The organism is Bradyrhizobium sp. CIAT3101, assembly GCF_029714945.1.
Classification (GTDB): domain Bacteria; phylum Pseudomonadota; class Alphaproteobacteria; order Rhizobiales; family Xanthobacteraceae; genus Bradyrhizobium.
The window spans coordinates 4,725,389-4,738,233 of record NZ_CP121634.1 but is presented as its reverse complement, the minus strand read 5'-3'; the positions used below and the strand labels follow the sequence as shown (position 1 = coordinate 4,738,233).

The window sequence follows — 12,845 nt, the reverse complement described above, 5'->3', positions numbered from 1 at the left end:
ACCGCTATGCCCAAATTTTCGAGCAAGCGCCGTGTCAATCACAGCGCGCCCAAGATGTTTGATCTGGTCGCCGACGTCGAGCGCTACCCGGAATTCGTGCCGCTGTGCAGCGCGTTGAAGATCCGTCAGCGCATGGCAAAACCCGACGGCACCGAAGTGCTCGTCGCCGACATGACGGTGTCGTTCAAGCTGGTCAAGGAATCCTTCACGAGCCGCGTGACACTCGATCGCGCCAATCTGAAAATCCTGGTCGAATATCTGCAAGGTCCGTTCAGCAATCTCGAAAACCGCTGGACGTTCGAGCCCAAAGGCGACGATGTCTGCGACGTCGGCTTCTTCCTCGCCTATGAATTCAAGAGCCGCATGCTGGCGATGCTGATGGGCTCGATGTTCGATGCCGCGTTTGCGCGATTCTCCACCGCGTTCGAAAAGCGGGCCGATGCGGTCTACGGCCGGCCGAAGCTGGCGTCGTCCTGATCAATCCACCGCCTTCACCACATCCGGCGGCTGCGAGGCGTAATACGCCGCGGCCGCTTCGATCTCCTGCGGCGTCATCGCGCGGGCGATGTTGCGCATCTGCTGGCTGATGTCGTTACGACGCTCGCCTGAGGCAAACGCCTGGAGCTGCGCTTTCAAATAGGCCTCGGATTGTCCCTCCAGCCAGGGGCTGCCGGTCTTGTTGTCGAGGCTGCCATGGCAGGCGCCGCAGGGCGCGATGCCGCGCAGCGGTGCGCCGTAGATGACGATGTTGGGCTTGGGCAATTGCGGTGTCGGGTGATAGGCCGGAAGCCGCGGCAGATAGGCGTAATAGTTCGAAAGGTCGGCGATTTCATCGTCCGTCAGATTGACGGCGAAGGGTGACATCACGGCGTTGCTGCGCGCGCCGGCGCGGAAATCGTGCAGCTCCTTGTAGATCACGGCGGCATATTGGCCGGCGAGGTTCGGCGAATCCGCGCGGCTGATGCCGGTCGGGCCGTGACAGATCGCGCAACGCTGCGCCAGCGTGGCGCCGCGGCCGATCGCCTCCTGGCTCGGGCGTGACAGCGTGTGCGAGGTCAGCACGACCTCCGACAGGCCTTTTGCCTGCTCCGGGGCCGTGACGCTCGCCGCGCGCTGCGGCACCCCGGCGGCGCTGCAGATCGCGTCCCAGACGTTTGCAAACTGAACCCAGGGCTGGGCGAGGGGCAGCACGATGAAGCCGGCGATCGCGGTCACGATCAGGATCGCGGCGGTGATGCCGACGCCCCGCTTGAAATGAGGATTGTTGAAGGTGAAGAGATCGCGGGTGCTCATCACTGCGCTCCCACATAGACGGCCGGCACAGAGGTGCCCGCCGTGGTCGCGAGGTTGAGGATCGGGTAGCCGTAATTGGTGATGGTGAGCGCGATCATCAGCGCCACCCACAGCGCGTGCGTGTTGAGAGCGACCGGCACGGTCGTCGGTTGGTGCACCGCGACCGCAAAGCGATAGGCGCCCGCGTCAGCCTGCGGGGCACGCATGCCTCGCGCGAGGATCACGATGAACATGATGCCGGAGGTCAGGAGGATGAAGCCGCCGATCGCCGAGAAGGTCACCGAGAGCGCTTGCGGCGCGATGGCCGGATCGCCGAAGTCGAAATAGGCCATGCGGCGCGGCATGCCGAGAATGCCGACCCAATGCCACGGGAAGGTCGTGACGATCATGCCGACGAACCAAAACCAGAGCTGAGTGCGGATCAGGCGGAGGTCGATCAGCTCGCGGCCGGTGAGATGCGGCCACAGATCATAGGCGATCGCAAAATACATGATCACGATGGCACCGCCGAAGATCAGGTGGAAATGGCCGGTGATCCACTGCGTGTTGTGGATCGACGCATCGAGCTGATAGCTCATGTTGATGAGCCCGCCGGCGCCGCCGAAACCGAGCATGACGAACGAGAACGCCAGCGCCAGCATCATCGGATTGTCCCAGGGCAGGGCCCTGATCCAGCCGAACATGCCGCGGCCACCGCGCAGGCGTGCTGCGATCTCGACCGAGGCGCAGATCGTGAAGACGGTCAGCAGCGTCGGCAGCGCCACCAGCGCCGTGAAGGCCGAATGGATGAACTTGAAGCCGGCGCCGACCTGCGGATCAGCAAAAGTGTGGTGTATGCCGATCGGCATCGCCACCACCAGGAACAGGATGAACGCGATCCGCGCCATGGTGTCGGAATAGACCCGGCCGCCGATCGCGCGCGGCACGATGGTGTAATAGGCGATGTAGGTCGGCACCAGCCAGAAATAGACGATGGCGTGCAGCGTCCAGGAGAAGAAGATACGGGCGAGGCCGGCATCGATCGTGTTCTTCAGCCCTGCGGCGACGGGGATGATCTGGAGCAGCAATTCAAGCGCGGCGCCGACGGCGGTCCAGGCCCACAGATATGAGCCCGCGACGTTCGCATACATCGCGAGCGGCACCGTCGCCCCGGGATGGGCCTTGCGCCAGACGCGCAGGTTGATCGACATCAGTGCGACCCAGATCCATGAGCCGACGACGACCAGCACGACGCCGAGATAGTAGAAGAGATTGCCGATCAGCGGCGGATAAAACGTGTAGAGCACGGAGGCGCGCCCCAACGCGATCGGGATCATCGCCATGACGCTGCCGAGGACGATCAGCCAGAAACCGGTCCAGGCCCAGCGCACGCCGACCAGGCGCTGCTCCAGCGCGGACTCGCTGATGGCATAGCCAAACCCCATCGCGACCAGTGTCGGGAACACATAGCCCATCACCGTGCCGTGCGCGGTCAGCGAGCGGTAATAGAGCTCGGGGTTGGAAAGCCAGGTGCCGATCGGGCTGCGGATGAACATCTGCCAGGCGCCGAGCGTCAGCGCCACGCCGAACACGGCGAAAGCAAACCAGAAATGGGCGAGAATGAGCTTCCTATTGACCAACACAGCTCAGCCTCCCGCCGGATTTCGCGCGATTGGCGAAGTCGGTCTTGTCGATCACCTTGACCTTGCCCCACATGCCCTCATGGCCGAAGGAGCAGAACTCCTGGCAGGGCATCAGATAATCGCCGGTCCTCGTAAAGCGCATCAGCTGCTCGGAGACGTAGCCCGGCACCAGCATGGTGTTGACGTTGGTGCCCTGGATCAGGATGCCGTGCACGACGTCGGCGCTGGTGGCGCGCAGCGTGATCGGCGTATCCACGGGCACCACGATGCAGGCCGGCGTGAAGGAATATTGCTGGCCGATCGCGCGCACGGTGACATTGCCGTTGGTCTCCAGCACACTGCCGAGATTGCTCTCGACGAACTCGCCGGACAGATGAATCCGCGACGGATCGGTGGTCTCGACGCGCGGCTGCGGCATCGTCGCCTGATGGATGCCGGCGAACGCCGCCAGCAGCGCCATGCCCACGATGATGATCACGGCAATGGCGGCCCAGCGCCGCTCGACGCGGGCCGCGACCTCGACGCTGCGATGCGTGTCCTCCGCGCTCATTGCAGCGGTCCCCGCGGCAGGAAGACGAACAGATAGAAGGCAAGCCACATCGCGACCACGCAGGCCGTGGCGATGCCGGCCAGCACGATGGCACCTGACGGGCCTTGCGCGACCACTTCCTCGACGGCCTGGTCGGCGGCGGCTGGGCTGGTCGGCGGATCGGAGTTGAACATGACGCCTCTCAGTTCAGCGGTGCGGAGCGCAGCTCGTTGGCCTCGCGCGCCGAGACCGGCGTTCCGCGATTGCCCCAGGCGGTGCGGATGTAGGAGACGACGGCGGCGACCTCGTTGTCGGAGAGGAGGCCCGCGAAGGGCGGCATGCCGTAGGGCATCGGATTACCCTTGGTGCCGGGCGGATAGCCGCCATTGAGCACCATGCGGATCGGATTGACCGCCGACTGCATCTCGATCGACTGGTTGTTGGCAAGCGGCGGCCAGTGTGGCGGCTTGCCTTCGCCCTGCGCGCCGTGACAGCTCGCGCAGTTCTTGTCGTACACGGTCTTGCCGAGGCTGATCAGCAGGCTGCTCTCGGTATTCGGCAAGGCCGTGCTTGTCGGCGGCGGCGACGAGCCTTCCGCGATGCCCTTAAGATACACCGCCATCGCCTTGGTGTCGGCGTCGTTGAGGTATTGCAGGCTGTTGTGCACGACCTCGGCCATCGGGCCGTAGACCACGCCGCGCGCGGAGACGCCGGTCTGGAGCAGATCGGTGATGTCCTTGATGCTCCAGTCGCCGAGACCTGCCTCGCGGTTCGAGGTGAGCGAGGGTGCGTACCAGTTCTGCATCGGGATCAGGCCACCCTTGAAGGCGTCCGACTGCGAGGTGCCGCCGAGCGCGTTGATCGGCGAATGGCACATGCCGCAATGGCCGAGGCCTTCGACCAGATAGGCGCCGCGATTCCATTCGGCCGATTTGGTCGGATCGGGCTTGAACTCGCCTTCGCTGAAGAACAGCGTGCGCCATCCCAGGATGAGCTGGCGGTTGTCATAGGGGAAGCGCAGCTCGTGCGGCTTGTTCTTCTGGTTCACCGGCGCAATCGAGCGCAGATAGGCGAAGATCGCGTCGCTGTCGGCGCGCGTGACTTTGGTGTAGGAGGCAAACGGCATCGCCGGATAGATCAGCCCGCCATCCGGGAAGCGGCCGCTGTGCATGGTCCGGTAAAAATCGTCCGCACTCCACTTGCCGATGCCGGTCTCCGGATCGGGCGTGATGTTGGAAGTGTAGATCGTTCCGAACGGGGTCGGCATCGGGCGCCCGCCGGCGAACAGGCGGCCCTCAGCCGCGGTGTGGCAGGCGGTGCAATCGCCGGCACGGGCGAGATATTCGCCGCGCGCGATGATGTCGCTTGTTTTATCCTGGGCCCACGCCGGCGTGGTGAACGCGGCGAGAGCGAGGATTGCGATCGACAGTTTCGAGCCCATCATCCGCCTCGTCAGTTGGGCTGGCTGCCGCAGCCGAACGGCAACGCGTAGGTGCCTTTCGCAACGGGTGCAGGATTTGCGGGGGCAGGGCGCGTCGCAAGCCAGGCCGCGACCGCGGTGACGTCGGCCTCGGTCAGGTGGCCGGCAACGAGCTGCATGCAGTCGGGCGATTTCGCCGTGCGGGTGCCGTAGCGCCATGCGCCGAGCTGGGCGCTGACATAGGCGGCGCGCAAGCCGAGCAGGCCGGGGATGCCGGGCTGCATGCCCGTGAGTCCCGGACCATGGCAGCTCACACACGCCGGTATATTACGACCGGCATCGCCGCTGGTCGCGAGCAATTCGCCCTGCGCGAGGACTTCCTTGCTGACCTCGCTCGGCACGGGCTGCGGTAATGGCGGGTGCTCGCTGGCAAAATATTCCGCCATCGCCTCCAGATAGGGATCGGGCAGAAACTCCAGCAGATAGTTCATCGGCGGGTATTTGCGCCGGCCACTGCGGAAGGCGAGGAGCTGGTTGTAGAGATAGCCGGCCGGCTTGCCGCCAAGTCGCGGGAAATAGACGTCGCTGGTGCCTTCGCCCTTGTTGCCATGACAGGGCGTGCAGGCCTCCACCCGCGCCGCCATGGTATCAGGAGGCTGGTTGGCCGTTTGCGCGGCCGCACCATCAAAGACGGCCAAAGTGAAAAGTGCAGCGGCCAGAGCCGCGTCGCGAGCGAACACGGTGTCGCCCTCCAGTGTGCTGGACCGGTTGATTCCGGATCGCAACGTAGAGCGGCATTATTGCGCCAATATTTTTCAACGCAAGATCACTTAGGGACGACGACGTTTGGTCGCGCCGCTGCATCGCACATGATGATCGATTTGGACAAATTTGCGTGCAATTTGAAAAGCAAACATGATGCTGCAGCCTCGCAGCCGCTCGTGCCCGAGCTTAGCCTCGTTGTATCACCCTCTTTGTCAGAGGGCGCAGGGAAGACCGGGTGCGGTCGTGCGCGCGACGCTCTCGCTCACGATTATCCGCCCTGCGATGCCCTTCGCGCCGATGCGACCTGCGTCCACCACGGCTCACCCCAAATTCGTGACGATCGCGATCCGCCCCTCTGACCGGGATGAGGTGGCGGATCTCCACTGCAAATCCGAAATTCGGTAAAGCGGAATCTTTTCGCGTGCGCGGATTGACCCGTTTGTGGGGTGTTTTGCCGACGGGCAACGCGAGGGCTGTGAAGTGCCCGCTAGCTGGCACCCAACCGTCGATTCACGCCTCGATGAGGATCGGTGACAAGTGCAGTTTGTGCCAAAATGCAGAGGAGTGACGGAACACCCCTTGTCGTGGATGGCACATCAGGACGGGCTGCATTTCGCGAGGGGGACAATTAGACTCCGAGTCGGGCGCAGGGCTTGTGTAGCGGAACCAGGAGACATGGCGCGCTGGAAGCAGTCGTGGAGCGACGACGACCTCAATCGACTCAGGAAGCTTGCAGGGACCAAGCCAATCACGATGATCGCGAAGGAGCTCGGCCGGACCACCGGAACTGTGCTCGCGAAGGCGATCGAGCAGAAGCTTCCCGTCATCCATCGGATCGCGCGAACCTCGCAAGGATCGGACCTGACCTAGACGCGGAAGTCCTGCCGATCGATTCCCGGGAGTCAGAGGCAAAGATGCGCAGGGGCGCACCAGCTGCAGGAGCAATCCGACCAGATCCTGCAGGAGCTGCGCGATGACCCGCGCGTCAGCGAGCAATTGACCGTGAGTGCAAAGGTGAAGCCGTCGGATGCCGATGCGGTCAAGCAACGCGTGCTCTCGCGGCTGCGTAGGGCGCGTCACCCGCGCGGCGACCGCGGCGTCCTGCGCTTCACGACGTGCCGGCGCGGTGAGCGGGTCACGCGCGGACGAAGTCTCGTCGCGGCGGTGGCACGGCGGGGCTTGGCAGCGGCTTGCGGGCCGCGGGCGAGCTCCATCAGCATGCGCAGCGCCTCGACCACCGAGCGCTGGCGCACGGCGGTGCGGCCGATCGCGCCGAAGCGCTGCTCGCGATGGATGATGCGGCCGTCGCGCGCGGCGGCGGCAAAATGGACGAGGCCGACCGGCTTGCCCGGGGTAGCGCCGCCGGGACCGGCGATGCCAGTGATGGCAACCGCGAGGTCGACGCCGGCACGCTCCAGCGCGCCGACTGCCATTGCGGTCGCGGTCTCCTTGCTGACGGCGCCGAAATTGGTGAGCGTGCCGGCCTCGACGCCGAGCATCGCGCGCTTGGCGTCGTTGGAATAGGTGACGAAGCCGCGGTCGATGACGTCAGAGGAGCCGGGGATGTCGGTCAGCGCGCCGGCAACGAGGCCGCCGGTACAGGACTCGGCGGTCGCGATGGTCAGCTTGCGCATCCGGCAGAGGTCGAGCAGCGAGCGGGAGAGGGCGCGTGCGTCGCTGCCGGCCATGACCTAGACGCTCCAAGTCTTTTCGTTAAATGGCAGGCGGATGGTGGCGCTCGCGGTCGCCGCGATGCCTTCCTCGCGGCCGGTGAAGCCGAGCCGCTCGCTGGTCGTCGCCTTCACCGCGACGCGGGAGACATCGACGCCGGAGATCTCGGCGATGCGCGCGCGCATGACGTCACGCAACGGGCCGATCTTCGGCCGCTCGCAGATCATGGTGACCTCGAGATTGGCGATGCGGCCGCCGCGTGCCGTGACGCGCTCGATGGCGTATTTCAGGAACTGGTCGGAGGAGGCGCCCTTCCACTTCGCATCGCTCGGCGGGAAGTGCGAGCCGATGTCGCCGTCGGCGAGCGCGCCGAGGATCGCGTCGACCAGCGCATGCAGGCCGACGTCACCGTCGGAATGGGCCAGGAAGCCCTTCGTGTGCGGCACGCGCACGCCGCAGAGCATGAGGTGGTCGCCTTCGCCGAAGGCATGCACGTCATAGCCCGTGCCGGTCCTGATGTCGCCGAGCAGGCTGGCCAGGCGCGCTTCCTCGCGCACGAAATCTTCGGGAGTGGTGAGCTTCATATTGGCAACATCGCCTTCAAAGGTCGCAACCGTCAATCCCGCCCATTCGGCGATCGCGGCATCATCGGTGAAATCGCTTCGTCCATCCTTTGCCGCGCGACGATGCGCTTCGAGGATGACGTCGAAACGAAAGGATTGCGGCGTCTGCGCGATTCGCAAGGAAGCCCGGTCGGGCGTGTCCTCGACATTGCCGTCCGCGCCCGTGACCTTGATCGTGTCGGTGACGGGGACGACGGGGATCGCCGCACCCGTGCGGCTTGCCGCCTCGATCGCCCGCGAGATCACGCCAGCCGAGACGAAGGGGCGCGCGGCGTCGTGAATCAGGACGATGTCGGGCTCGTGCTTTGCCAGCGCTTCGAGGCCGGCGAGCACCGAGGCCTGGCGCGTCGTGCCGCCATTGGTGGGTGCCTCGTGCTTCAGACCTGCGACCGCTGCCGTGAACATGGCGCTGTCATCCGGGTTCACCACCGGCTGCACCGCGAATACGTCGGCATGGGTGCTGAAGGCTTCCATGGCGCGGTAGATCACCGGCACGCCGCCGATCTCACGATATTGCTTCGGCCCGCCGGCGCCTGCGCGCAGGCCACGACCGGCCGCGACAAGAACAACTGCGGTGCGCTGTGATTTCGCCATAGGACTCAAATATTCAGCTGTTAGGGGATGCGTCGGGCGTGGGGTGATTGCCGGCATGCCTCTAGCACGGCAGGCCCGCAAAAAAAGGGGGTTTCCCCGGATTGTGGGATTCAGCATTTTGCTGCACTGCACTTGAAAGATTTGCAGAACTGTCTAAACTGTAGGCATGACGCTTGACTGCACAAGAATTGTGCGCAAGATAGGCCATGGCAGGCGCGATGAGGCCCTGTCCACTCAACGAGACCCCTGTGACCGGCTCGGCAAGATCAGGCTCTAAGCCGTTGAAAATAGGCGAAATTGAAATCGCCACCCCGGTCTTCCTGGCACCGATGTCGGGAGTGACGGACTCACCCGTCCGGCGGTTGGCCGCTGAGCTTGGGGCGGGTCTGGTCGTCTCCGAAATGACCGCCAGCGATGAGCTCGCCAATGGGCACCGGATGTCGCGGTTGCGCTGCGAAGCAACCGGGGTCGGGCCGCATGTGGTCCAGCTCGCCGGTTGCGAGGCGCATTGGATGGCGGAGGGCGCCCGGATCGCCGAAGCCGAGGGCGCCGACATCATCGATATCAACATGGGCTGCCCGGCCCGCCACGTCACCGGCGGCCAGTCCGGCTCGGCCCTGATGCGCGATCTCGATCACGCCGTCAGCCTGATCGAGGCGACGATATCAGCCGTGAAAGTCCCGGTGACGCTGAAGATGCGGCTCGGCTGGGACGACCGCACCCGCAACGCGCCGGAGCTCGCTCGTCGCGCGGAGGCTGCCGGCATCAAGCTCGTCACCGTGCATGGCCGCACGCGCTGCCAGTTCTACAAGGGCGAGGCCGATTGGGATGCGATCCGCGCGGTGCGCGAGGCCATCTCCATTCCGCTCGTCGTCAACGGCGACATCACCACTTACGAGAAGGCGCTCGCGGCGCTTCAGGCCTCCGGCGCCGATGCCGTGATGATCGGCCGCGGCGCGCAGGGCCAGCCCTGGCTGCCCGGCGAGATCGGCCGGCGCCTGAACGGCGGCGCAGCTGAAGCAACGCCGTCGCTCGCAACGCAGCTGCATTATGTCCGTACGCTCTATGAGGGCGTCTGCGCGCTCTATGGCCTGCGTGTTGGCCTCAAGCATGCGCGCAAGCATCTCGGCTGGGCGCTCGATGTCGCGGCAGACGCGAGCGGCGCGCCGATCGAGACGCTGAAGGCCTGGCGCCAGAAGATCCTCACATCCGAAGATCCGGGCCTCGTCCACCAGTCGCTGCAGGATGCCTTCGACGATTTCGCATGGAGCGCCGCTGCATGAGCTCAGCCGCTGACTATCGCCGGCCGCTTCCGTCCGAGAGCGACGCGATCCTGGACGCCTTGCCCAACCCCGTGCTGATGATCGGGCCGGACGGCAAGATCGTCGCCGCCAATATCGCGACCGAAGCCTTCTTCGATATCTCGACGCAGTTCCTGAAGCGGCAGGCTCTGAAAGAGCTGGTGCCGTTCGGCAGCCCCTTGCTCGCGCTGATCGATCAGGTGCGCTCGTCGAATTCGCCGGTCAACGAATACAAGGTCGATCTCGGCACGCCGCGCATGGGCGGCGACCGCCAGGTCGATCTGCATGTCGCGCCGCTGACCGAGCGGCCCGGCCACATCGTGGTGATGCTCCAGGAGCGCTCCATCGCCGACAAGATGGACCGGCAGCTCACGCATCGCAGCGCCGCCCGTTCGGTGATCGCGCTGGCCGCGATGCTGGCGCACGAGATCAAAAATCCGCTCTCCGGCATCCGCGGCGCGGCGCAACTGCTGGAGCAGCAGGCGTCCTCCGAAGACCGCATGCTGACGCGCCTGATCTGCGACGAGGCCGACCGCATCGTGACGCTGGTCGACCGCATGGAGGTGTTCGGCGACGAGCGGCCGGTGGTGCGCGGTCCTGTCAACATTCATTCGGTGCTCGACCACGTGAAGCGGCTGGCGCAGTCGGGCTTTGCCCGCAACATCCGCTTCATCGAGGACTACGATCCCTCGCTGCCGCCCGTGCTTGCGAACCAGGACCAGCTGATCCAGGTGTTCCTCAATCTGGTGAAGAATGCCGCCGAAGCGCTGATCGACGTCCCCGACGCCGAGATCCAGCTCACCACCGCGTTCCGCCCCGGCGTGCGCCTGTCAGTCCCCGGTCAAAAATCCCGGGTATCCCTGCCGCTGGAATTCTGCGTGAGGGACAATGGACCAGGCGTGCCGGACGACCTTCTGCCCAATCTGTTCGACCCCTTCGTGACCACCAAGCAGACCGGCTCTGGCCTCGGTCTCGCGCTGGTCGCGAAGATCGTGGGCGATCACGGGGGCATCATCGAATGCGAGTCTCAGCCGCGCAAGACCACCTTCCGCGTGCTGATGCCGATGTATTCCACATCGGTCAAACACGCTGATCACAGCAGTCGCGACGGCTCTGCCGGGAAGTCGTCGTCTGCATCACAGGGGGCAAAATGAGGATTAACGATGCCCGCAGGTAGCATTCTCGTAGCTGATGACGACACCGCCATCCGCACGGTTCTCAACCAGGCACTTTCCCGGGCCGGGTATGAAGTCAGGCTGACCGGCAATGCCGCGACGCTGTGGCGCTGGGTCAGCCAGGGGGAGGGCGATCTCGTCATCACCGACGTGGTGATGCCGGACGAAAACGCCTTCGACCTGTTGCCGCGGATCAAGAAGATGCGGCCGAATTTGCCGGTCATCGTCATGAGCGCGCAAAACACCTTCATGACGGCGATCCGCGCCTCCGAGCGCGGCGCCTATGAGTATCTGCCGAAGCCCTTCGACCTGAAGGAGCTGATCGCGATCGTCGGCCGCGCACTCGCCGAGCCCAAGGAGCGGGTCGCGACGCCGGACGAGGATGCCGAGATGGAGGCGATCCCGCTGGTCGGCCGTTCGCCGGCGATGCAGGAAATCTACCGCGTGCTCGCGCGGCTGATGCAGACCGACCTCACCGTCATGATCACGGGCGAATCCGGCACCGGCAAGGAGCTGGTGGCGCGCGCGCTGCACGATTACGGCAAGCGCCGCAACGGCCCGTTCGTCGCGGTCAACATGGCGGCGATCCCGCGCGACCTGATTGAATCCGAGCTGTTCGGCCATGAGCGCGGCGCCTTCACCGGCGCCAACACGCGTGCATCAGGCCGGTTCGAGCAGGCCGAGGGCGGCACGCTGTTCCTCGACGAAATCGGCGACATGCCGATGGAGGCGCAGACCCGCCTGCTGCGCGTGCTGCAGCAGGGCGAATACACCACGGTCGGCGGCCGCACGCCGATCAAGACCGACGTGCGCATCGTCGCGGCCTCCAACAAGGATCTGCGCGTGCTGATCCAGCAGGGGCTGTTCCGCGAGGATCTGTTCTTCCGCCTCAACGTCGTGCCGCTGCGCCTGCCGCCGCTGCGCGAGCGTATCGAGGATCTGCCCGATCTCGTGCGTCACTTCTTCTCGCTCGCCGAGAAGGACGGATTGCCGCCAAAGAAGCTCGACGCGCTGGCGCTGGAGCGGATGAAGCAGCACCGCTGGCCCGGCAACGTACGCGAGCTGGAAAACCTCGCCCGGCGCCTCGCCGCGCTCTATCCGCAGGACGTGATCACCGGCTCCGTCATCGACGGCGAGCTGGCGCCGCCCACGGTCAGCCCGGGCGCGGCGGTCCAGCAGGGCGTCGACAATCTCGGCGGCGCGGTGGAGGCCTATCTGTCATCGCACTTCCAGGGCTTCCCGAACGGCGTGCCGCCGCCGGGCCTCTATCACCGCATCCTCAAGGAGATCGAGGTGCCGCTGCTGACGGCCGCGCTCGCCGCCACCCGCGGCAACCAGATCCGGGCCGCAGACCTGCTCGGTCTCAACCGCAACACGCTGCGGAAGAAGATCCGGGATCTCGATATCCAGGTGTATCGGAGCGGGGGTTAGTCCTCGCGGCCAACGCTCAATTCGCGCGGAGTGGCTCAGCTCCCCCTACCAAAGGTGAGCTGAGCCTGTCCGGATCGCGCTGGCCTGTGTGGCTGACGCGGTGAGCAGAAGTCCGAATCGGGCCGAAATGTTCCGCTGGAACGTTCGAATTTGTCATTCGGCCGCAGGGCGCGGCGTCGCACCTATCGGATCAGGCGCGCGACGACCGGCTGCATGTTGGCCATCTCCGCTGTCTGGTCCTGCCTGCTGGGGCCATTGACCAGCAGGTCCGACGCCACGATCAGCAGCAGCACGGCCGACACCATTATCGCGAGAAATATCCTGTCCATGCCGGGTCAAGCCGGAACGGCCCGATTCTGTTCCGGGGGAATTGACCAGCATCCGCCTGTGGATGCGCCCGTCCGCCGCGGGTGAGACGCCG

15 protein-coding genes are annotated in these 12,845 nt (G+C 65.3%); 5 read left to right on the top strand and 10 right to left on the bottom strand.

The window, feature by feature from the left end; all coding sequences use genetic code 11:
* Window positions 1–6 precede the first annotated feature (6 nt).
* A complete protein-coding gene (locus QA645_RS22390) occupies window positions 7–477 on the top strand; it encodes a type II toxin-antitoxin system RatA family toxin (RefSeq protein WP_254131406.1) in 471 nt (156 codons plus the stop codon).
* Here QA645_RS22390 and QA645_RS22385 read toward each other — a convergent pair whose 3' ends face one another.
* The 6 genes from QA645_RS22385 to QA645_RS22360 are packed head-to-tail and all read right to left on the bottom strand — an operon-like array spanning window position 478 to window position 5,604.
* The gene (locus tag QA645_RS22385) at window positions 478–1,293 is read right to left on the bottom strand and encodes a c-type cytochrome (protein ID WP_283043950.1); all 816 of its coding nucleotides are present in this window, start codon (window positions 1,291–1,293) and stop codon (window positions 478–480) included.
* Complete coding sequence (locus QA645_RS22380) at window positions 1,293–2,915, bottom strand: b(o/a)3-type cytochrome-c oxidase subunit 1 (protein WP_283043949.1); 1,623 nt, start codon at window positions 2,913–2,915, stop codon at window positions 1,293–1,295. Before QA645_RS22380 ends, QA645_RS22385 begins: the two co-directional genes overlap by 1 nt.
* Complete coding sequence (locus QA645_RS22375) at window positions 2,902–3,465, bottom strand: cytochrome C oxidase subunit II (RefSeq protein WP_283043948.1); 564 nt, start codon at window positions 3,463–3,465, stop codon at window positions 2,902–2,904. The genes QA645_RS22380 and QA645_RS22375 overlap by 14 nt, the downstream gene beginning before the upstream one ends.
* Complete coding sequence (locus tag QA645_RS22370; RefSeq protein ID WP_188103317.1) at window positions 3,462–3,638, bottom strand: hypothetical protein; 177 nt, start codon at window positions 3,636–3,638, stop codon at window positions 3,462–3,464. Before QA645_RS22370 ends, QA645_RS22375 begins: the two co-directional genes overlap by 4 nt.
* A gap of 8 nt (window positions 3,639–3,646) precedes the next feature.
* Window positions 3,647–4,885 carry a cytochrome c gene (locus tag QA645_RS22365; protein ID WP_283043947.1) on the bottom strand — a complete coding sequence of 413 codons (1,239 nt, stop codon included), beginning with the start codon at window positions 4,883–4,885 and terminating at the stop codon, window positions 3,647–3,649.
* A gap of 11 nt (window positions 4,886–4,896) precedes the next feature.
* Window positions 4,897–5,604, bottom strand: coding sequence for a c-type cytochrome (locus tag QA645_RS22360; RefSeq protein WP_283043946.1), 708 nt, complete (start codon window positions 5,602–5,604; stop codon window positions 4,897–4,899).
* Window positions 5,605–6,304: 700 nt separating this feature from the next.
* Between QA645_RS22360 and QA645_RS22355 the strand changes: the two genes are divergently transcribed.
* On the top strand, window positions 6,305–6,499 hold the full coding sequence (locus tag QA645_RS22355) for a hypothetical protein (protein ID WP_254131411.1): 195 nt from the start codon (window positions 6,305–6,307) through the stop codon (window positions 6,497–6,499).
* Window positions 6,500–6,705: 206 nt separating this feature from the next.
* On the opposite strand, the gene QA645_RS22350 is transcribed toward QA645_RS22355, so the two are convergent.
* The 3 genes from QA645_RS22350 to QA645_RS22340 all read right to left on the bottom strand — a co-directional run bounded on the left by QA645_RS22350 (window position 6,706) and on the right by QA645_RS22340 (window position 8,827).
* Window positions 6,706–7,317: a CinA family protein gene (locus QA645_RS22350; protein ID WP_254193684.1), complete on the bottom strand. Its 612-nt coding sequence runs from the start codon at window positions 7,315–7,317 to the stop codon at window positions 6,706–6,708.
* A gap of 3 nt (window positions 7,318–7,320) precedes the next feature.
* Window positions 7,321–8,517: a bifunctional 2-C-methyl-D-erythritol 4-phosphate cytidylyltransferase/2-C-methyl-D-erythritol 2,4-cyclodiphosphate synthase gene (locus QA645_RS22345; RefSeq protein ID WP_283043945.1), complete on the bottom strand. Its 1,197-nt coding sequence runs from the start codon at window positions 8,515–8,517 to the stop codon at window positions 7,321–7,323.
* A gap of 61 nt (window positions 8,518–8,578) precedes the next feature.
* Complete coding sequence (locus QA645_RS22340; protein ID WP_283053663.1) at window positions 8,579–8,827, bottom strand: hypothetical protein; 249 nt, start codon at window positions 8,825–8,827, stop codon at window positions 8,579–8,581.
* On the opposite strand from QA645_RS22340, the gene dusB reads away from it, so the two are divergent.
* Genes dusB through ntrC form a run of 3 tightly spaced genes read left to right on the top strand, consistent with a single transcriptional unit; the run spans window position 8,799 to window position 12,424 of the window.
* Window positions 8,799–9,800, top strand: a complete 1,002-nt coding sequence (gene dusB / locus QA645_RS22335) for a tRNA dihydrouridine synthase DusB (protein ID WP_283043944.1) — start codon at window positions 8,799–8,801, stop codon at window positions 9,798–9,800. The genes QA645_RS22340 and dusB overlap by 29 nt on opposite strands.
* Window positions 9,797–10,972, top strand: coding sequence for a nitrogen regulation protein NR(II) (locus QA645_RS22330; protein WP_254131415.1), 1,176 nt, complete (start codon window positions 9,797–9,799; stop codon window positions 10,970–10,972). Before dusB ends, QA645_RS22330 begins: the two co-directional genes overlap by 4 nt.
* 9 nt (window positions 10,973–10,981) lie before the next feature.
* On the top strand, window positions 10,982–12,424 hold the full coding sequence (ntrC, locus tag QA645_RS22325) for a nitrogen regulation protein NR(I) (protein WP_254131416.1): 1,443 nt from the start codon (window positions 10,982–10,984) through the stop codon (window positions 12,422–12,424).
* Window positions 12,425–12,606: 182 nt separating this feature from the next.
* Here ntrC and QA645_RS22320 read toward each other — a convergent pair whose 3' ends face one another.
* Window positions 12,607–12,753, bottom strand: a complete 147-nt coding sequence (locus QA645_RS22320) for a hypothetical protein (protein WP_254131417.1) — start codon at window positions 12,751–12,753, stop codon at window positions 12,607–12,609.
* Window positions 12,754–12,845: the final 92 nt, after the last annotated feature.

Coding starts and splice junctions, on each gene's coding strand:
- QA645_RS22390 (WP_254131406.1), top strand. CDS start 7: ATGCCCAAATTTTCGAGCAAGCGCCGTGTCAATCACAGCGCGCCCAAG.
- QA645_RS22385 (WP_283043950.1), bottom strand. CDS start 1,293: ATGAGCACCCGCGATCTCTTCACCTTCAACAATCCTCATTTCAAGCGG.
- QA645_RS22375 (WP_283043948.1), bottom strand. CDS start 3,465: ATGAGCGCGGAGGACACGCATCGCAGCGTCGAGGTCGCGGCCCGCGTC.
- QA645_RS22370 (WP_188103317.1), bottom strand. CDS start 3,638: ATGTTCAACTCCGATCCGCCGACCAGCCCAGCCGCCGCCGACCAGGCC.
- QA645_RS22365 (WP_283043947.1), bottom strand. CDS start 4,885: ATGGGCTCGAAACTGTCGATCGCAATCCTCGCTCTCGCCGCGTTCACC.
- QA645_RS22355 (WP_254131411.1), top strand. CDS start 6,305: ATGGCGCGCTGGAAGCAGTCGTGGAGCGACGACGACCTCAATCGACTC.
- QA645_RS22350 (WP_254193684.1), bottom strand. CDS start 7,317: ATGGCCGGCAGCGACGCACGCGCCCTCTCCCGCTCGCTGCTCGACCTC.
- QA645_RS22345 (WP_283043945.1), bottom strand. CDS start 8,517: ATGGCGAAATCACAGCGCACCGCAGTTGTTCTTGTCGCGGCCGGTCGT.
- QA645_RS22330 (WP_254131415.1), top strand. CDS start 9,797: ATGAGCTCAGCCGCTGACTATCGCCGGCCGCTTCCGTCCGAGAGCGAC.
- ntrC (WP_254131416.1), top strand. CDS start 10,982: ATGCCCGCAGGTAGCATTCTCGTAGCTGATGACGACACCGCCATCCGC.
- QA645_RS22320 (WP_254131417.1), bottom strand. CDS start 12,753: ATGGACAGGATATTTCTCGCGATAATGGTGTCGGCCGTGCTGCTGCTG.